Origin of the sequence: Sphingobacterium olei (assembly GCF_005048855.1) — a bacterium.
GTDB classification, from domain to species: Bacteria; Bacteroidota; Bacteroidia; order Sphingobacteriales; family Sphingobacteriaceae; genus Sphingobacterium; species Sphingobacterium olei.
In genome coordinates, this window is record NZ_SUME01000005.1 from 20,690 (window position 1) to 37,494 (window position 16,805).

19 protein-coding genes are annotated in these 16,805 nt (G+C 40.1%); 4 read left to right on the plus strand and 15 right to left on the minus strand.

Annotated features, from left to right (window positions below; genetic code table 11):
* Positions 1-20: 20 nt before the first annotated feature.
* On the minus strand, positions 21-404 hold the full coding sequence (locus tag FAZ15_RS12635) for an SRPBCC domain-containing protein (RefSeq protein ID WP_136901685.1): 384 nt from the start codon (positions 402-404) through the stop codon (positions 21-23).
* Positions 405-459: 55 nt separating this feature from the next.
* Between FAZ15_RS12635 and FAZ15_RS12640 the strand changes: the two genes are divergently transcribed.
* Positions 460-1,830, plus strand: a complete 1,371-nt coding sequence (locus FAZ15_RS12640; RefSeq protein WP_136901686.1) for a methyltransferase RsmF C-terminal domain-like protein — start codon at positions 460-462, stop codon at positions 1,828-1,830.
* Here FAZ15_RS12640 and coaBC read toward each other — a convergent pair.
* The 3 genes from coaBC to FAZ15_RS12655 are packed head-to-tail and all read right to left on the minus strand — an operon-like array spanning position 1,825 to position 4,319.
* On the minus strand, positions 1,825-3,030 hold the full coding sequence (gene coaBC / locus FAZ15_RS12645; protein WP_136901687.1) for a bifunctional phosphopantothenoylcysteine decarboxylase/phosphopantothenate--cysteine ligase CoaBC: 1,206 nt from the start codon (positions 3,028-3,030) through the stop codon (positions 1,825-1,827). The genes FAZ15_RS12640 and coaBC overlap by 6 nt on opposite strands.
* A gap of 12 nt (positions 3,031-3,042) precedes the next feature.
* On the minus strand, positions 3,043-3,372 hold the full coding sequence (locus tag FAZ15_RS12650; protein WP_136901688.1) for a DNA-directed RNA polymerase subunit omega: 330 nt from the start codon (positions 3,370-3,372) through the stop codon (positions 3,043-3,045).
* A 26-nt stretch (positions 3,373-3,398) separates the two neighbouring features.
* Positions 3,399-4,319, minus strand: a complete 921-nt coding sequence (locus tag FAZ15_RS12655; protein ID WP_136901689.1) for an outer membrane protein assembly factor BamD — start codon at positions 4,317-4,319, stop codon at positions 3,399-3,401.
* A 228-nt stretch (positions 4,320-4,547) separates the two neighbouring features.
* Between FAZ15_RS12655 and FAZ15_RS12660 the strand changes: the two genes are divergently transcribed.
* Together FAZ15_RS12660 and FAZ15_RS12665 are read left to right on the plus strand one after the other, a co-directional pair.
* Positions 4,548-4,823, plus strand: a complete 276-nt coding sequence (locus FAZ15_RS12660; RefSeq protein WP_136901690.1) for a NifU family protein — start codon at positions 4,548-4,550, stop codon at positions 4,821-4,823.
* A gap of 69 nt (positions 4,824-4,892) precedes the next feature.
* Complete coding sequence (locus FAZ15_RS12665; RefSeq protein WP_136901691.1) at positions 4,893-5,546, plus strand: peptidase associated/transthyretin-like domain-containing protein; 654 nt, start codon at positions 4,893-4,895, stop codon at positions 5,544-5,546.
* Here the strand turns inward: FAZ15_RS12665 and FAZ15_RS12670 are convergent.
* The 9 genes from FAZ15_RS12670 to FAZ15_RS12710 form a co-directional block, all read right to left on the minus strand.
* A complete protein-coding gene (locus FAZ15_RS12670) occupies positions 5,543-6,772 on the minus strand; it encodes an FtsX-like permease family protein (protein WP_136901692.1) in 1,230 nt (409 codons plus the stop codon). The two genes, FAZ15_RS12665 and FAZ15_RS12670, sit on opposite strands and share 4 nt — an antisense overlap.
* Positions 6,769-7,410, minus strand: a complete 642-nt coding sequence (locus FAZ15_RS12675) for an MBL fold metallo-hydrolase (protein WP_136901693.1) — start codon at positions 7,408-7,410, stop codon at positions 6,769-6,771. Before FAZ15_RS12675 ends, FAZ15_RS12670 begins: the two co-directional genes overlap by 4 nt.
* A 27-nt stretch (positions 7,411-7,437) precedes the next feature.
* Entirely contained in the window at positions 7,438-8,013 is a 576-nt protein-coding gene (gldD, locus tag FAZ15_RS12680; RefSeq protein WP_136902072.1) for a gliding motility lipoprotein GldD, read from the minus strand.
* 1 nt (position 8,014) lies between these two features.
* A complete protein-coding gene (locus FAZ15_RS12685; RefSeq protein WP_136901694.1) occupies positions 8,015-8,764 on the minus strand; it encodes a shikimate dehydrogenase family protein in 750 nt (249 codons plus the stop codon).
* Complete coding sequence (locus FAZ15_RS12690) at positions 8,761-10,170, minus strand: tetratricopeptide repeat protein (protein WP_136901695.1); 1,410 nt, start codon at positions 10,168-10,170, stop codon at positions 8,761-8,763. The genes FAZ15_RS12685 and FAZ15_RS12690 overlap by 4 nt, the downstream gene beginning before the upstream one ends.
* Positions 10,171-10,336: 166 nt before the next feature.
* Positions 10,337-11,719, minus strand: a complete 1,383-nt coding sequence (locus FAZ15_RS12695; RefSeq protein WP_136902073.1) for an OmpA family protein — start codon at positions 11,717-11,719, stop codon at positions 10,337-10,339.
* Between the two features lie 230 nt (positions 11,720-11,949).
* The gene (locus tag FAZ15_RS12700) at positions 11,950-12,960 is read right to left on the minus strand and encodes an inorganic phosphate transporter (protein WP_136901696.1); all 1,011 of its coding nucleotides are present in this window, start codon (positions 12,958-12,960) and stop codon (positions 11,950-11,952) included.
* 34 nt (positions 12,961-12,994) lie between these two features.
* On the minus strand, positions 12,995-13,642 hold the full coding sequence (locus FAZ15_RS12705; RefSeq protein WP_136901697.1) for a DUF47 domain-containing protein: 648 nt from the start codon (positions 13,640-13,642) through the stop codon (positions 12,995-12,997).
* A 69-nt stretch (positions 13,643-13,711) separates the two neighbouring features.
* A complete protein-coding gene (locus FAZ15_RS12710) occupies positions 13,712-14,746 on the minus strand; it encodes a sensor histidine kinase (protein ID WP_136901698.1) in 1,035 nt (344 codons plus the stop codon).
* A gap of 12 nt (positions 14,747-14,758) precedes the next feature.
* Here FAZ15_RS12710 and FAZ15_RS22490 point away from each other — a divergent pair, with 12 nt between their 5' ends.
* Positions 14,759-14,920: a hypothetical protein gene (locus FAZ15_RS22490; protein WP_162304935.1), complete on the plus strand. Its 162-nt coding sequence runs from the start codon at positions 14,759-14,761 to the stop codon at positions 14,918-14,920.
* Positions 14,921-14,960: 40 nt separating this feature from the next.
* Here FAZ15_RS22490 and FAZ15_RS12715 read toward each other — a convergent pair whose 3' ends face one another.
* Together FAZ15_RS12715 and FAZ15_RS12720 are read right to left on the minus strand one after the other, a co-directional pair.
* The gene (locus FAZ15_RS12715; RefSeq protein WP_136901699.1) at positions 14,961-15,614 is read right to left on the minus strand and encodes a phosphatidylserine decarboxylase family protein; all 654 of its coding nucleotides are present in this window, start codon (positions 15,612-15,614) and stop codon (positions 14,961-14,963) included.
* Between the two features lie 45 nt (positions 15,615-15,659).
* A complete protein-coding gene (locus tag FAZ15_RS12720) occupies positions 15,660-16,799 on the minus strand; it encodes a toxin-antitoxin system YwqK family antitoxin (RefSeq protein WP_136901700.1) in 1,140 nt (379 codons plus the stop codon).
* Positions 16,800-16,805: the final 6 nt, after the last annotated feature.

A 16,805-nucleotide genomic window follows, 5' to 3' on the forward strand; every position in this document is an offset into this window, starting at 1 on the left:
TATCTATTATTTGGGAGTTCTTACTCCTCCGTATAAAAGTCAATTAAACTGTCTACGTATTCCGATTCCCAGCCCTCAACGATCTCGTCGTAGGCATCTTCGGGGATATTAATATGGTTTACTTCAAAAGAAGTACCTTTCTTATGTTCATGCAGTTTGAGGGTCACGATAGAAGGTTCTTCCTGCTCGCCAAAATACCATTGCTGCACAATCTTTTTACCTGGCTCCAGTTCGAGGAAGCGCCCCGTGATAGCGCCATCCCATAAGGAAAATTCTCCTCCAACCTGAGGGTCTATTTCTACCGCATCCCCCGTCCAAAGACGAATGGTAATCTCGGTCGTGAGGGCAAGGTAAATCTCCGCAGGACTAGCCGGAATAACAAAGTATTGCTTGAAATTCTTCATAGACAAACTTAGCCAAAATTTTTACTTTTTACTTTTGATTTTTTACTTTTATGCAATGAGTAATAAGTTGCCTAATGAGTTAGTCCGTCGTTTAAGTGCAGATAAAAGCTTTGATACGGAAGCGTTTGTTACTATTCATGAGACCACGCAAAAATCAAATGCTATTCGTATCAATCCGGCGAAGCAGGCCGATATAACGCATCTAAAGGCCGAAAAGCAAGTGCCATGGTGTAAAGAAGGCTATTACTTGAGTGAGCGGCCGATATATACGCTGGATCCCTTGTTTCACGCCGGCTGCTACTACGTTCAAGAGGCGAGCTCTATGTTTTTAACACATGCTATTCACGAACTGGGTCTGCATCATTCGCCGAAAAAGGCATTGGATTTATGTGCAGCTCCTGGTGGCAAGTCTACGTTGCTGAACGCTTCGCTCCATCCGGAGAGCCTATTGGTCGCCAATGAAATTATTAAATCACGGGTCACTATTCTAGCCGATAACCTGATGAAATGGGGCAATCCGAATGTTGTAGTCACCAATAATGATCCTTCGGCGTTTAATCGATTGCCTGGATATTTTGATCTAATGGTCGTAGATGCTCCCTGTTCCGGATCGGGGATGTTCAGAAAAGACAGTACAGCGATAGACGAGTGGTCGGATGCAAATGTCAAATTGTGCAGCGAACGACAACGACGCATTTTAGCCGCCAGTATAGCTTCTTTAAAAACAAATGGGTATTTATTTTACTCCACCTGCTCATACTCGACAGAAGAGAACGAAGATATAGTGGATTGGCTGATTGCCGAATTTGACATGATCAGTGTTCCGCTTAAAATTAAGGACGAATGGCAAATAGCGGAGACGACATCGGCAAAGTACCAGGCTAGATCTTTTCGATTCTATCCGCACAAAATAGAAGGCGAAGGTTTTTTCTTTGCTGTGCTACAGAAAAGAAAAATACAGGATACATTCTCGATGAAAAGGATAAAATCCGAAAAATCGGATGTCCCGCAGCACATTCTCCAAAAATGGCTGCAAACCGACAACGAGCTATTCGCTTTTTCCCACCAAGAAAATATACATGTCATACCCAACCGCTATGAACTGGATCTACGGGCGCTTCGAAATGTATTATACCTCAGAAATGCGGGCATACAAATTGGAAAGGTTGCGGGAAGGGAATTGGTACCATCGCACGATCTGGCCCTTAGTAATTATATATTAGCGGAGATTCCTTTTTTAGAACTTGATTTGGAGGATGCGTTAAACTTCTTACGTAAAGAGGTGTTACCGGTAGAACTAAATACAACTGGTCAAGTAGGTTGGATACTGATCAAGTATAAAGGGATGAATCTGGGCTGGATCAAGACGATGTCTAATCGCATCAATAATTATTATCCAAAGGAAATCCGGATCGTGAATCTATAAGGCTGCTTGGTGGTCGATGATACGTGTACAAATATCTTTTGCGACGTCTTCTTTTGATTTTAGGTCGTAGGTCTGGATATCTCCAGCCCGATTGATCATGGTAACTTTATTCGTGTCTGCAGCAAAACCGGCACCGCTATCTTGCATGGAGTTTAATACGATAAGATCTAAATTCTTGCGCTGTAATTTATCGATTGCATGTTCGAGTTCGTTATTCGTTTCGAGTGCAAATCCCACCAACGTTTGATCTTCTCTTTTTTCTTTACCTAACCTAGCAAGAATGTCTGTTGTTTTTTTCAATGCAATGCTAAAGTCTTCGGTCTTTTTCTTAATTTTTTGATCGGCTACTTCTGTTGGGGTGTAATCGGCTACAGCGGCACTCATTACGATAATGTCGGCTTGTTGAAATACCGCTTTACAGGCATCAAACATCTGTGCTGCGGATTGTACGGCTACCGCTGTGACATGATGCGGTATTTTCAGGGCTGTGGGGCCGCTTACTAGCGTTACATCGGCACCTAGCTGTTCCAATCGGGCTGCGATTGCATAGCCCATTTTACCACTGGAGTGATTGCCGATAAACCGTACGGGATCTATGGCTTCGTGGGTAGGGCCGGCTGTTACCAAGGCTCGTTTGCCTTTTAAGGGTAGCGGTGTGGTAATATGGTCCACTAAAAAAGATAGAATCTCTTCGGGTTCGGCGAGGCGTCCTTCTCCAACTAATCCACTGGCCAGTTCTCCATTTCCCGGAGGGATAATGATATTCCCGTATGATTCCAGAAGAGCAATATTACGTTGTGTAGAAGTATGTTTCCACATATCCAAATCCATTGCTGGAGCTAAGTATACAGGACATTTGGCCGAGAGATAGATTGCCGTTAGTAAATTGTCGCAGAGTCCATTGGCCATCTTTCCGATGGTATTCGCTGAGGCAGGTGCTATGATAATTAGATCGGATTGTAATCCCAGATGGACGTGATTATTCCATTCCCCTGTTTTGGGGTTAAAATAATCGACTAAAACCGGATTATTGGAAAGGGTAGAAAGTGTTAGAGGCGTAATAAATTGCGTAGCATCGGGGGTCATGACCACCTGTATATGGGCTTCGGCTTTTACGAGGAGTCGTATTAGGGAAGCTATTTTGTATGCGGCAATACTACCGCATACACCTAGCAAAATATTTTTGTCTTTTAAAGACATGGTGCCCGTAGCTTATTCTTGTTCGTTAGCAGGGTTTCTGAAATACACTTTGTCGTTCAAAAACTCATCGATAGCGATTAAGGAAGGTTTTGGTAAACGCTCGTAATGTTTCGAGATTTCGATTTGTTCACGATTTTCAAATACCTCCTCTAAGTTGTCATTGCTACTTGCAAATTCAGCTAACTTTGATGTCAATTCTTCTTTGACTTCTACCCCAATTTGATTTGCTCTTTTACTGATCACGACGATAGACTCGTAGAGGTTATCAGTCGTTTTATCCAACTCTCTTAAATCTCTTGTGACAGTAGAATTAGCAATAGTGTTGTTCTTTAATTGACTCATATTGTTATATATTATGAAAATTCGTATTAATTAGTAGCACCGTTCGCTTCTGAAAGTTCTTGTACCGGTGTGATTCCAAGCTCCCTTTCACGCTCTTCGATTTGTTTATTTAGCTCGTCTAATCTACGGATAGCAAGTATAATCTTTTTGTCTGCACTTGTTTTTAATCCGTCCATTTCAGATCTGTATTTGCTCTCCGGATAATTGTTGATGAATGCATTGTAATAATCTATTGCCTCGTTAAAACGCTTTTCCTGACGATTAGGATAGCTGTTGTCCGCAAATAGATACTGCGATTTCATCATTAGATATTCGATTTCTTCCGCGTATTTGGTATCTGGATATTCTCTTAACAGGTTCTCGAATGCAATTACTGCTGCGCGGTAGTCATCTGCTAAGCCCATATTAAAATATAGCTTAGCGTTATCGAAGGCTTTTTTCTCTAATTTATCCCGTAGATTTTGAATCAAATCTCCCGCTTCTTTTGCTTTCTCGGCTTCTGGATATCTAAATATGAATAGCTGTAGTTCGTCAATAGCTTTTCTGGTATTTTCCTGATCTAAATTTGACCGAGGAGATTCTACATAGTAACAGTATGCAGACATGAATAGACATTCTTCTGCTCTTTCACTGCCCGGATATGTTTCCGCAAATCGTTTAAAGTGAAAACGGGCAGAGGTGTAATCTCTCAGTCTGTAGTTTGTATAAGCCATGAAATAATACAAATCCTCCGCCTCGGCACGTCCGCGATACTTTTGGATCAAATCGTCAAATAGAATCAGTGCCTTTGAATACTTCTCTTTTTCGTATAATTTAACGGCCTCTTGGTATTTCATCCCAAGATTATTGCTGTTTCGTAGTTTTTCGAATTTACTTTTACAGCCAGTAAAAACGAAAATGATGACCAGAAAGGCAGTTAATATTCCTATTCGCTTATTTAAAAACATTTTACAAAGATACGTCAATTAACAATAATATTCAATTAATTTTTGAAGCGCAATTTACTTGATTTTAATGGATTACTATTGTCCTTATAATGGAGTTTAACAAAGTTTAACCAATTGTTCTGCGTACTGATGTCATGCTATTGCTAATAAATTGATAGGACATAAGTATGAAAATAAAAATGTGTATATTTACACCTACGTAAAAGTGTAAAAGTAATTGAAACAAGAATGACCTTAACAGAACGAGTCGAACAAGCATTGGATACGATTAGACCTTATCTTGAAACGGATGGGGGGAATGTCAGTATTGAAGAAATAACAGCAGACAATGTGGTTAGGTTGAAATTATTGGGCGCCTGTGCGAGTTGTTCTATGAGTATTATGACTTTTAAGGCGGGCCTTGAGCAGGCGATTAAAAAAGCTGTTCCTGAAATAGTGGCCGTGGAAGCGATTAATATCACCGATATGAATGATCCTGATGCCACTACACCGAATCAATTGTAATAGCATTGTTGTGTACTGATTAACACATTTTAACAACGGTAACGGACTTTTTTCTTTAGTTTTGTTAAGATGCCAAATAATAGCTTTAGACATATCTTAATCCTTTGCTTAACGTTAGTTCTGTTTTTGACGGGACAAGCGCAGGAAAGGAAAATAGTGCAATTTAGCGGATTGATTAGATCTATCGGATCGGATTTGCCGGTTGCTTACGTGTCTATTACCAATATCTCGTTCAATAATCAGGTTTTCGTATCCAATAATGATGGCTACTTTTCTTTTGTAGCACATGTTGGCGATACCATCCGATTTAGTTCGGTGGGATATGATCCCGTTACATTTGTTATTCCCACAACCGATCTGGACAGACATACCGCACATATTAAAATGCAAAGTCTGGTCATTGAGTTACCCGCGGTAACACCATTCCCCTGGGCGAGTTATGAACATTATGTTTCTGAATTTATGGCGTTGAATCTCGGAGATGATCACATTGCGGCGGCTCGAAAAAATCTTACCCCAGAGGCGTTGGCTGCGTTGGCAAGGATAGTGCCTCGAAGTGCCGAAGAAATTCAGAGTTACAATTCGCTGCAACGGCACAGTATAATGAACAACAAGAATATCAATCAACGCTTTAATAACCCGTTGTTGAATCCTTTTGCCTGGGGCGAGTTGATCCAGCAGATAAAGAGAGGGGATTGGAGTCGGGAAAAATTGAAATACTAGGTGTTGCCAATTTCTCTAACACTCAATTTAGAGGAGAAGTAAGATACAATTAAAGATAAAGTGGCTACCGTCACAAATACAAGCACAAAATCTTCTGAACGAATATCCACAGGATAGACATCAATTAATGATCCGTCGATCTCGCCTGTGCGTATAAATCCGTAGGTTTCCTGTAATCTACAGAACACATATCCTACTATAATGCCTACGACACCACCAATCAGGGAGATAAGGATTCCTTCTATAAAGAATATACGCTCTATCATGGACTGCTCCGCACCTAAGCTTTGAAGCACTTTCATATCCTCTTTTTTATCGATCACGAGCATGGTCAATGAGCCGACGATGTTGAATATTGCAATGATGCCAATAAATGTAAGGATAAAGAACACAATCCATTTTTCGGACTTTATTGTTTTATATAATGTGGGGTTTTGTTCTTCTCTATTCTTTACGCTGAAGTCTGTACCCAACGTCTGCTGGATTTGATGCTGCACAACGTTCGAAGATAGGGAATCGAACAAAAAGATCTCTACAGCCGTGATTTTATCAGCTTCACCAAGCAAATCGCGCGCAAACGCTAAGGGTACGATCACCAGGTTGTCGAATTCGGGCTGATAGGTGAGCACACCGCTAAGACGAATGTGACGGGAGTTGAAATCGTCCAATGGGTTTATATTGTGTACCGAGGTGCCTTTTCGTGGGGAAAACAACTCAATGGTATTGTAGGTGCCAGATACGGGTACTTTGAGGTTGGCTTGTACTTGTGCGCCAACTAGGGCGTAATAAGTGGTGTCTTTCTGCAGGGTGTAATTTCCTGTATGGAGTATGTTTTCTGTGCCTTGTTTGGACAATTCTTCAGGATCTATCCCTTTCAGCTGTCCGATAAACTGTTGGTTGTCGTACTGGAGGAGTATCTTATCTTCCAGTACTTCGCAGTAACTTTGTATGCGTTGATCGGCGGCTATTTTTTTAAACTCGGGTGTATCGGTAGAAAAAACTTTGCCTTTTGTAGGTTCTATCCTGAGCTCGGGCGCGAATGTGCTGTACATCGAAAGTATAAAGCTCTCCATTCCATTGTAAAAGGAAAGCACGATAACCAATGCGGCCGTGCTGACAAAAACACCTACCACGCTAATCAGCGAAATAATGTTAATGGCATTCACCGATTTCTTCGAGAAAAGATACCTAAAAGCAAATAGCAAAGGAACTCTTATGTGTCTCATCCCCTAATGTATGGATTGGTATTTCGTTCAAATTCAACAGTTGTGGTCGGACCATGCCCCGGGTATATAACCGTATCGTTAGGCAGCGTGTAGATCTTGGTAGCGATATTGTTCAAGAGGGTGTCGTGATCTCCGCCCGGCAGATCGGTACGTCCGATGCTATTTCTAAATAGCACATCGCCGCCGATTAAAAAGCCGAATGCTGCTGAATAGAAGCAAAGGTGCGCGGGGGAGTGCCCTGGAGCAAAAATAATCTGCAATTCGTGTTTCCCCAGTTGTATCGTATCCTGTTCTGTCAAAAATGTATCTGGAATCGGGGAAACCTCGTACCGGATTCCCATCTGCGGGGCATAATTCTGTACGGCCACCAATACGGGTACTTCGCCTTCATGAAATTGAGGTTTTAGTCCCCACTCATCAAATACAAACCTGTTGCCCAATACATGGTCTATGTGGCAATGGGTATTTAACAGCGAAATAGGAGAGAGTTTGTGCGCTTCGATAAAAGATTTGATTTTCTGCTCCTCCATAGGATTGTGCATACCCGGATCGACGATAATACAGTTTTGCTGTTCATCGTGTAGTATATACGTATTTTCCTGATAAGGGTTAAAGACGAAAGTTTCGATTTTTATCATACCTCAAACTTAGATAAATTTAGGGAATTATTTCCACCTAATGGTAGAAATCATATAGCGAATGTCTTCTTTTAGAAAATCTAAAACGGGCTGAATAGAATCTAGATGTGGTTTTTCATTAAAGTACAAAGCTCCTCTTAGGTAATGTGTGGTGCTGTCGGAGATGTAGAATTGATAGTTGGAAGCCGTATTTCCGCGGATTGCATACTCGACTCCATAGATTTTACGATCGGGATCCTGAATGCGCTTTTGCTCAATGGAAGTTGCTTTGGCTGTGTGTTTAAATACAAATGTACGGGCATCTTCAGTGAGGTAGTCAAATGGTGCGGATGCGCTGATACGGTAATAGCTGAGATGTAGACGCGCATTGAATTGTGGAAAATCTAGGTTTTTCCAACAGTCCTGTGTATTTTGGGAAGGATCTGCCACAAGCTGGGAATAGCGTGGTACCTCAATATCAAACGGGCATCCTGTCGTGGCTTGCGTATAGACTCTTTCTGGGAAATCAATCTTAAAGAAGCCCCTGGGTTTTGGAGTGTAAGATGTATGCTGGCAGCCGATAAGTACAAGCATGATGAAAAGAGATGCAACACTTATCCGCATGTTATTCTTCATTGTTCCAGATCTCCCAGTTCTTTTCTGCCTGGAGAATAAGCATTTCATGTCCATTCTTAATCACGGCGCCTCTTTCTTTTCCCTTTTGCAGAAACAGTGTTTCGGCTGGGTTGTAGATCAAATCGTATAATAGATGATCTGTTGATAGCTGTTCGTAGTTTATATCAGGAGCATCCTGGACATGGGGGAAGGTGCCGACTGGTGAACAGTTGATAATGATCTGATAGTCCTTTAAATCGATTTGTTTTAACTCCTCGTAGGTCAGGTCGCCATTTTCTTTGGTACGGCTAACGATGAGGTATGGAATATTTAATTTCTTTAACGTGTATATTATGGCTTTTGCGGCGCCACCATTGCCCAATACAAGTGCCTGCTGATGTATCGGCTTTAGCAGCGGTTTAAGGGATTCTTCGAATCCGAATGCATCGGTATTAAAGCCTTTGAGATAAATGTTGTCTCCTTCTCTCCTAATTTTAATGCAATTGACTGCGTTGATTTCCTGCGCTTCAGCTGAAAGCTCATTGATAAATTGCATTACGGTCAATTTATGGGGTATAGTGACATTAAAGCCATAGAAGCTAATGTCATGACGGTACAGATGCTGGAAGTTCTGAATGTCTTCTATGGCATATAGGTCGTAATTTATATCTTCAATATGTTCGTTTTCAAATTTTTGGAGATAATATTTTTTAGAAAAGGAATGTCCAAGTGGATATCCAATCAAACCAAGTTTCTTCATTTATCGGATGAATATTTTTTGATGATGTCGACGATTATTTGATTGCCCTGTAACTGAGGGAGGTAATCGAATAGGATGTAATGCTTGTCGGGTGAGATGGCTAAGCCTAGCTCCAAGAAATTAAGGGCATCATTATATTGACCATTGGCAAAGAGATAAGCCACCAGTCTATAGTATAGCTCTGCTGCCTCGGGATTACATTTTATAGCCTCTGACATGGTCTCTATGGCTTCCTGATATTTTTTCTGTTCGAAGTAAATGGAAGAAAAATCAAGCCAAGCCTCTATATCGGTGGGGTTTAATTCTACCACTTTGCTATAGGCTGCTTCGGATTCCTCAATCTGTCCCAATTTGTATCGTGCATCGGCTATTGCAAACCAATAATCTGGATTTTCGTCGTCTATTTCTAACGCTTTTTTATAGAAATGCAGTGATTCAAAATAGCGCTCTTCGAAATCAAGCGTGACACCTATTCCAAACCAGGCATCTGCCATCGTGTTATCCAACTTTACCGCTTTTTTATAATAATCACGTGCGGTATCCATTTGCTCCAGTTTTTCATAGCATTCGCCCATCGCACAATACGTATCAGCATTGGGTGGCTCATATTCAAATGTCTGTTTATAGACAAGAATGGCTTCTGAATATTTATCTAGATTTACCAGTGCATTACCTTTATTAAAGTATGCCGAAGCAAAATTCTCCTTAATCAATATGGCGTAATCGTAGGCATCGATCGCTTCTTCAAAACGTGTGAGCTTATGATAGGCGTTTCCGAGATTGTACCAGGCAGCATAGGAGTAGGGCTCATTATCGATATATTGCGAATAGAACACAATGCTTTCTTCCTGTTTGTCCAAGATGTCATAACAGAATGCCAATTCGTATAGCGCGTCTTGGTTTTCCATGTTCATCTCCAGGCTCTTTTTCAAAAAAGTAATCGCTTTGTTGTAATCGCCCTGTATCTGGTAGAGACCGGAGAGTTGGTAATATACATCCTCTTTGTTCTCGGCATAAGATAGCGCGTACAAAAAGGCATCCTCGGCTTCCTTATAGCTTCCTAAAGAGGCTAGAACTGACCCCTTAATCAGATGGATTTCTCCCTCTGAAGGTTCTAGGAGTTCTGCTTTTTCGAGCGATACTAAAGCTGCATCAAACTGCTGAATGCTGGCTAGGAGCTGCGCTTTCTTGAGTAGAAAGGAAGTGACATAAGGATGTTGGTTAATAGCATAATCTACAACCTGCAAGGCCTTAATGGGGTCATTTTTGTCTATATAGTACTCAATAATCCCTTCAAAAGCGGTCGAATCGAAAAAATACTGGTCATCATTACGAATCATTTCTTCATAACGGTCCACAGATTGTTTCTGTTCTTCCGGTGATCCAAATTCAAATTCCTCTTCCATATTATACTATTTAGTGAAAAATACACTTTTCGCTGTAAAGTTACTACAAATTATTTTCCACATCCTAACATAGGAATGTAATAAAAGGCAATGGTTTAACATGAAAAAAGCCGTTACTCAACGAGTAACGGCTTTCTTGTGTTAATTTTACTTGTATAAAGTAAGATTATTTTTTGATTTCAACACGACGGTTTTGAACACGACCTTCTTCAGTTGCATTAGATGCAATTGGGTTAGCCTCTCCGTAACCATTAGCATTGATGCTTGAAGCAGCTACACCAGCGTTAACTAGGTATTGTTTTACTGCGTTAGCACGGTCTTTAGATAAGTTCAAGTTATAGTCTTCAGTACCTTCTGAAGAAGCATAACCATCTAAAGTAACAGATGAGTTAGCATCACGCAATTCTTTAGCTAATTTATCTAAAGTAGAGTATGATGAAGTTTTTAATACTGAGCTATCAAATTCGAATTGAATTGGAGCGTAGTAAGCACCTTGACCAAGGTTATTACCTTGTACTACTGGCTCTGGGAATTTGATAGGACATCCTGAACCGTCAACTACAGTACCTGCAGGAGTGTTAGGACATTTGTCAAATTTATCAGATACACCGTCACCATCAGAATCTTTACCTAATTGATCAACAGTACCTTCTAATGTAGAAACACGTTGTTTTAATGCTTCAACTTCATTACGTAATGATGGATCCTTTAATTCATCATATAATGTAGCTACTGGGTTAGTGAATGTTAAGTTTTCTTTATCACGTGATCCTAAAGTGAATTCTAAACCACCGTATACGTTAGAGAATTTACCTTTAACGTCTGAACGACCTGGTCCGTACAATAAGTTATCATCAGTGAAGTTCATGGTGTAACCTAAGTTCAAGGCAACAACTTCAGATAATTTGAATTTAACACCTACACCTACTGGTACGTAAGCTGCTAATTTGAAATCTCTGTCTCCTACAGCTGTACGATCTCCGAAGATTTCATCTCCCCAGTTACCTTTTTCATTGTAAACTTCAGTTCCAGTGAAGTCATTGTTCGAATATTGAACAGGGTTATTTGCCAATACACCTAAACCTACTTTAGCGTAGAAATTAACTGCATTTTCTCTTCTCATGAAATCGATAGTACCCAATTGGAATACACCATTCAAGCTACCAGCCCAGTTTACTTCTGTCTCTGCTGATCTAGCACCATTAGCTGTTTCAGGAGCAGTTACTAGCTCATGGTTGTAGGTTTTGATACGGCCACGGTTACCTTCTAATTCGATACCAAATAAGTGAGAGAATTGTTTACGTACAGTCAAACCGTAGTACTCACCAACTTTGTTTTGGAAATAACCAACTTTTTGACCGAAGTTGTTTGATCCACCGATCAACACGTTAGGTGTAGTGATGCCACCTTGAAGACCAATTGACCAAGTTCTGTATTGTGATCTACCGCCAAATACAGTAGGAGTTTGAGCTTGTGCAGTCTCAGCAAAGCCTAAAGCGGCTACTAAAGAAGCTGCAACAGCCGTTTTTTTAATTGTAGAATAGTTCATACTCTTTTGTTTAAAGGTTATTAAAATTTTAATTGTTCTCAATTTAACATAACTTAACAATAACGATGCCAAAAATAATAATGACGTCATATTGTTCTATTAAGGTCTTTAACACCAAAATATTGGCTAAAATTACTGATTACAATGATATCATACAAATTTTTTCAGCTCTTTTTCATTGAAAATCAATAATTCATTGCCTAAGTAGCAAAATAGCTACAAATTACACCTTATAAAATGTAGTGTATAACAGCCAGGGTAGCGCCTCCTAATACTGCACTAACCGGAATAGTAAGCACCCAAGCCCACAATAAACTTATCGTAACGCCCCAGCGAACTGCTGATACGCGCTTTACTACACCCACGCCTATAATCGAACCGGTAATGGTATGGGTCGTAGACGCCGGTATACCAAAGTGTTCGGTGATTCCCAATGTAATCGCTCCCGCTGTCTCAGCACTTACACCTTCTAATGGGGTTACTTTCGTAATTTTGGTTCCCATGGTTTTTACAATTTTCCAACCACCGCTCATCGTACCCGCAGCAATAGCTACATAACAGGATAAAGGTACCCAAGCTGGCATAGATTCAAAATCGGGTATAACCTGTTGTGCGATTAATGCCGTAGCGATGATACCCATTACTTTCTGTGCATCGTTTCCTCCATGTGCAAAACTTAAAGCAGCAGAGGAGATAAGCTGACCGATTTTAAACCATTTCTCTGCAACAGAAGGCCGGGATTTTTTAGCCAGGTTGATGATAATTAATGTAATGATGATTGATATCGTCATTCCGATTACAGGCGCAAGGACGATGAACGAGATAATTTTTAATGTTGCACTAATGTTAATTGCTTCAAGTGGATTTGCGCCCAGAATTAACGCGTATGCCATGCCCGAGCCAGCAAACCCTCCGATTAAGGTGTGTGATGAACTGGATGGAATACCATAATACCACGTAAATAGATTCCATGAAATGGCGGCCACAAGACCGGCAAAGATGACCTCTAACGTGATGTATTGTTCGAGGACCGTCTTAGCGATGGTATTGGCCACCTTGTGGTCGGTAAAATAAAAATAAGCGGCAAAATTGAATAATGCTGCCCAAAGGACAGCCATGAAAGGCGTAAGTACTTTAGTCGAAACCACCGTTGCAATAGAATTGGCCGCATCGTGAAAACCATTAATGTAATCAAATGCTATGGCCAACACGATAACGACAACTAATAATGTTGTGATCATAATATATTATGCTTTAATATTGTTAAAAATGGTGTTATGCATTTTTAACCAAAATGCTTTCTAATACATTAGCCACATCCTCACATTTATCGGTAGCATCTTCCATCGCCGACAACACCTCTTTGTATTTGATAAGTGTAATCGCATCTTTCTCGTACTCAAAAAGATCAGCTACCGCTTTGTCAAAAATATAGTCTGCTTTATTTTCTACGCTATTAATACGTACGCAAGAATCGGTAATGTTTCGGATGTTTTTAAGATCTTTCAGCTCGTATAATGCCGTAGCAACATGTTCTGTAGCTTCCAAGATCAAATCTGATATTTCAATCATGGCTTGACTTGGTTTCTCCACTTTGTACAGCTCCATCCTATTTGAGGCGCCGTGGATAAAATCTGCAACATCATCCAATGAACTGGCTAAAGCATGGATGTCTTCGCGATCAAAAGGAGTGATGAAATTTCTACCTAATTCTAAGTGGATCTGGTGTGTAATGTTATCACCGGTATGTTCAAGGTCTTCTAATTTTTTAGATATTTCTTTTCTGATCTCTAGGTTTGTGCTGTTGACGCTTTCTTTCAACAACTTCGCCATCTCGATCAAATTGGCTCCAGCCTGTTCAAATAAAGGGAAGAATTTTTTGTCCTTCGGGACAAAATACTGAAAAATGCTATTTAAAGACATAATGATAAAATTTGCTACAAAAGTATAACCTTAATGTTAAGTTAATGTTAAGTTTAACAGGGCTAATGTCTAGTTTGTTTTACTCTTTGCCAAAGTAAACCCAAAAGTGGTACCGATCCCCTCCGTACTTCTTACATTCACTGTTTGTTGATGGGCCTCTAATATATGTTTAACGATGGCAAGCCCTAGTCCAGACCCTCCGATATCCCTGGATCGACTTTTATCCGTACGGTAGAAGCGTTCAAAAACACGGGATAGGTTTTTTTCTTCGATTCCGTACCCATTGTCGGTCACTTCCACCAGAATTTGATCGATAAGCGGAAACACACTGATTGTGGTTTTGCCATTCATTTTGCCATATTTCAAGGAATTATCGATGAGATTGATCAATACCTGCTGTATTTTTAAACGATCCGCTTTAACAAAAATGGCGCTATTGTTTTTTAAATTGGTAGTGAGACTAATATTGTTCTTTTTAGCTTTGTCAATTAGTTGTTCCGTGGTCTCCGTAATAAGTGAAACAATATCAAACTTTTGGATATTTAAGGAGATTTTCCCGGACTCCAATTTGGATATTTCATCCAGATCATTAATGAGGTAGGTAAGGCGATCAATGTTTTTCGCTGCCTTATTTAGGAAAATCAATGCCATCTCCTGATCTTCTTCTATCATACCATCCTGCATGGTCTCGATGTAACCCTGGATAGCGAATAAAGGGGTTTTAAATTCGTGCGAGATATTGGATAAAAATTCCCTCCGGAACTTTTCCTGTTCCTTGAGCTTGTCAATTTCGGATACTTTCTGTGTCGCCCAATCGCGTACTTTTTGTTCTGCATCTTTAATCGGATCATCGCTCGAATGTTGTGCCAATACATTCTGGATGTCTTTGCCCAATTTCAGGTTATTTATTAATTTGTAAATATTACTAATCCTCTTGTTAATGTAGGTCTGGAAAATATTATCCAGCGCAATGTAACTCACGACAAGCGAGACGAAAAATATGAGGACAAAGCGTGTCCAGTTATTTTCGTAAAATAGACTTATAAAAGCCAGCGATCCCGCGAATACGAGAGATAAACTGATGACCAATGTCCTAAAGTTCATAAAAAACCGAAAATGTCTAAAAAGCATAACATCGTCGTCATTGCGAACCGAAGGAACGATGGTGACCGCGAAGCAACTCCGAAGGAAACCAATCTGACGACGTTAAAAACGCAGATGGCTTCGTCATTCTTCCTCGCAATGACGCGTTTTCTTGTAAGCGAAAACCTTTTTTAGACAGCGCCCTAAAATTAGTTATATATATGTTAAGATAATATTAAAATCTCGCAATTGTCGTTTTTCCGCCGATGACCTTGTCATTTATGTTGACATCAATCTGGGTGCCTAACGGTAAAAAGATATCCACACGGGAACCAAATTTGATGAAACCGAACTCATTTCCCTGTGTTACCGTATCGCCTTCTTTTACATACCACACAATCCGTCGGGCCAGGGCACCTGCAATCTGACGGAATAATACCTCTGTATTGTTTTGATGCTTTACGACTACTGTTGTACGCTCGTTATCGGTAGAAGATTTGGGATGCCAGGCAACTAGAAACTTACCGGGGTGGTATTTGAAGTAGGATACGATACCTGAAATAGGATTCCTATTCACATGCACATTAACCGGTGACATGAAAATGGATACCTGGATCCGCTTATCGTTAAAATATTCAGTCTCTTCCGTTTCCTCGATGACGACAACTTTGCCATCTGCCGGGCACAGGATGATATGATCGTCTACAGAAATGTTTTTCCTGGGGCTTCTAAAAAATTGGACTATGGTAATGAAAAGAAAAGCTGAAAAAATATACAATACCCATTTGACCAAAGTAGATGCATCATAATAATCTGCTATTGCATTTATGATGAATATGAATAATATTGTAATTGCAAGACTTGTATAGCCTTCCTTGTGAAACTTCATATGTATCTAATCTGTTTTTTTTACAAACTTAAAAAATATATTTAACTATTCCCCATTTTCCCGGTTGATGCGTACCGAGTGAAAAATCAGTTCTTTCGGGCTGTTCGCGATGCTAAATGTAACAGTCAGTATATCATCTATTTCTTGTCCATCTTTATAAGATGGAAGGTAATACGGTACATCTTTAATGATGGTCTCCAATGCGTCTTTGGTATCTGACGAAATAGAATCGGGAAATTTGATGTCGATTACCTTAGGTTCATCTCGCAGGGAAACGGCTACTTTATACTGAATGGTAGTTTCAAAATTATCATCTAACTGAAAATTTGACGGTTTTCTAGCTGTCATAAAACGTTTGGCTAAGTAAATCGAAAAACCCGAAAAGTCATCGAAAGAGCAATTTTTGGAAAGAAGCAGCTCCGCTAGCCCGAAGTAGTCGTTCGGTAAAATGCTGAACTCGTTTAAATTGGTAAGGCTGGCTCTATAATAGTTGAAAAAATCATACACTTGGTGAACTCGACGACGAATCCCGTTTTCATAGTATTCTTCGCCGATATAATAGTTTGTTTTTTGCTTATCCCCTAGCATCACCTGCCATATGCCATCTGGCTTTCCTTTTTTTATTTTCCCCTTTCTGTTGTAAAAAGTGAATCCATGTTCCGTAAATCCAATGATGGGCATCGTGAAGTCATATCTTCCTTCTCCATTGGTTACGATTTGCTTGCCCTTTTGATCCCACATGTGTTTGATGGCGTAATCTGCGGTGTCAAACTCCAAAAATAATAGGGGTTTGCCATCGGGATAATAATAATTCCATTCCCCAAGATATTCACCATCTTTAAATGTGGTTTCCCATTTCAGCTTTCCATTGGGATGGTATGCTTTAAAAATACCGTCTTTTTTTCCGTTAACGTAGTTTCCTGACAAAAGGATGTGTCCATTAGGGCCAAAATCTTTAAACTCGCCATGAAATTGGTTCTTGGACGGAATAAAACCCGCTACGCGTTCAATATGTTTGAATGGGCAGTTTTTTTCAACTAGGTAATAATTTTGGTCAAAGAAAAACCGCACCAGTCCCTCAGGCGCCGCTTCAAAGTAAACCGTTTTACGCACGGAGTCCTGTTGTGCCCAACCCAGATTACCATATAGAATAACAGATATTAAAAGTAGAACGGATCTCCTCATAAAAAT

Excerpts from the sequence above, each read along its gene's own strand:
- coaBC (WP_136901687.1), bottom strand. The coding sequence starts at position 3,030 with ATGTCTTTAAAAGACAAAAATATTTTGCTAGGTGTATGCGGTAGTATT.
- FAZ15_RS22490 (WP_162304935.1), top strand. The coding sequence starts at position 14,759 with ATGTCTAAAAAGCATAACATCGTCGTCATTGCGAACCGAAGGAACGAT.
- FAZ15_RS12700 (WP_136901696.1), bottom strand. The coding sequence starts at position 12,960 with ATGATCACAACATTATTAGTTGTCGTTATCGTGTTGGCCATAGCATTT.
- FAZ15_RS12655 (WP_136901689.1), bottom strand. The coding sequence starts at position 4,319 with ATGTTTTTAAATAAGCGAATAGGAATATTAACTGCCTTTCTGGTCATC.
- FAZ15_RS12670 (WP_136901692.1), bottom strand. The coding sequence starts at position 6,772 with ATGAGACACATAAGAGTTCCTTTGCTATTTGCTTTTAGGTATCTTTTC.
- FAZ15_RS12660 (WP_136901690.1), top strand. The coding sequence starts at position 4,548 with ATGACCTTAACAGAACGAGTCGAACAAGCATTGGATACGATTAGACCT.
- FAZ15_RS12635 (WP_136901685.1), bottom strand. The coding sequence starts at position 404 with ATGAAGAATTTCAAGCAATACTTTGTTATTCCGGCTAGTCCTGCGGAG.
- FAZ15_RS12665 (WP_136901691.1), top strand. The coding sequence starts at position 4,893 with ATGCCAAATAATAGCTTTAGACATATCTTAATCCTTTGCTTAACGTTA.
- gldD (WP_136902072.1), bottom strand. The coding sequence starts at position 8,013 with ATGCGGATAAGTGTTGCATCTCTTTTCATCATGCTTGTACTTATCGGC.
- FAZ15_RS12685 (WP_136901694.1), bottom strand. The coding sequence starts at position 8,764 with ATGAAGAAACTTGGTTTGATTGGATATCCACTTGGACATTCCTTTTCT.
- FAZ15_RS12715 (WP_136901699.1), bottom strand. The coding sequence starts at position 15,614 with ATGAAGTTTCACAAGGAAGGCTATACAAGTCTTGCAATTACAATATTA.
- FAZ15_RS12720 (WP_136901700.1), bottom strand. The coding sequence starts at position 16,799 with ATGAGGAGATCCGTTCTACTTTTAATATCTGTTATTCTATATGGTAAT.
- FAZ15_RS12695 (WP_136902073.1), bottom strand. The coding sequence starts at position 11,719 with ATGAACTATTCTACAATTAAAAAAACGGCTGTTGCAGCTTCTTTAGTA.
- FAZ15_RS12690 (WP_136901695.1), bottom strand. The coding sequence starts at position 10,170 with ATGGAAGAGGAATTTGAATTTGGATCACCGGAAGAACAGAAACAATCT.
- FAZ15_RS12675 (WP_136901693.1), bottom strand. The coding sequence starts at position 7,410 with ATGATAAAAATCGAAACTTTCGTCTTTAACCCTTATCAGGAAAATACG.
- FAZ15_RS12705 (WP_136901697.1), bottom strand. The coding sequence starts at position 13,642 with ATGTCTTTAAATAGCATTTTTCAGTATTTTGTCCCGAAGGACAAAAAA.
- FAZ15_RS12650 (WP_136901688.1), bottom strand. The coding sequence starts at position 3,372 with ATGAGTCAATTAAAGAACAACACTATTGCTAATTCTACTGTCACAAGA.
- FAZ15_RS12710 (WP_136901698.1), bottom strand. The coding sequence starts at position 14,746 with ATGAACTTTAGGACATTGGTCATCAGTTTATCTCTCGTATTCGCGGGA.
- FAZ15_RS12640 (WP_136901686.1), top strand. The coding sequence starts at position 460 with ATGAGTAATAAGTTGCCTAATGAGTTAGTCCGTCGTTTAAGTGCAGAT.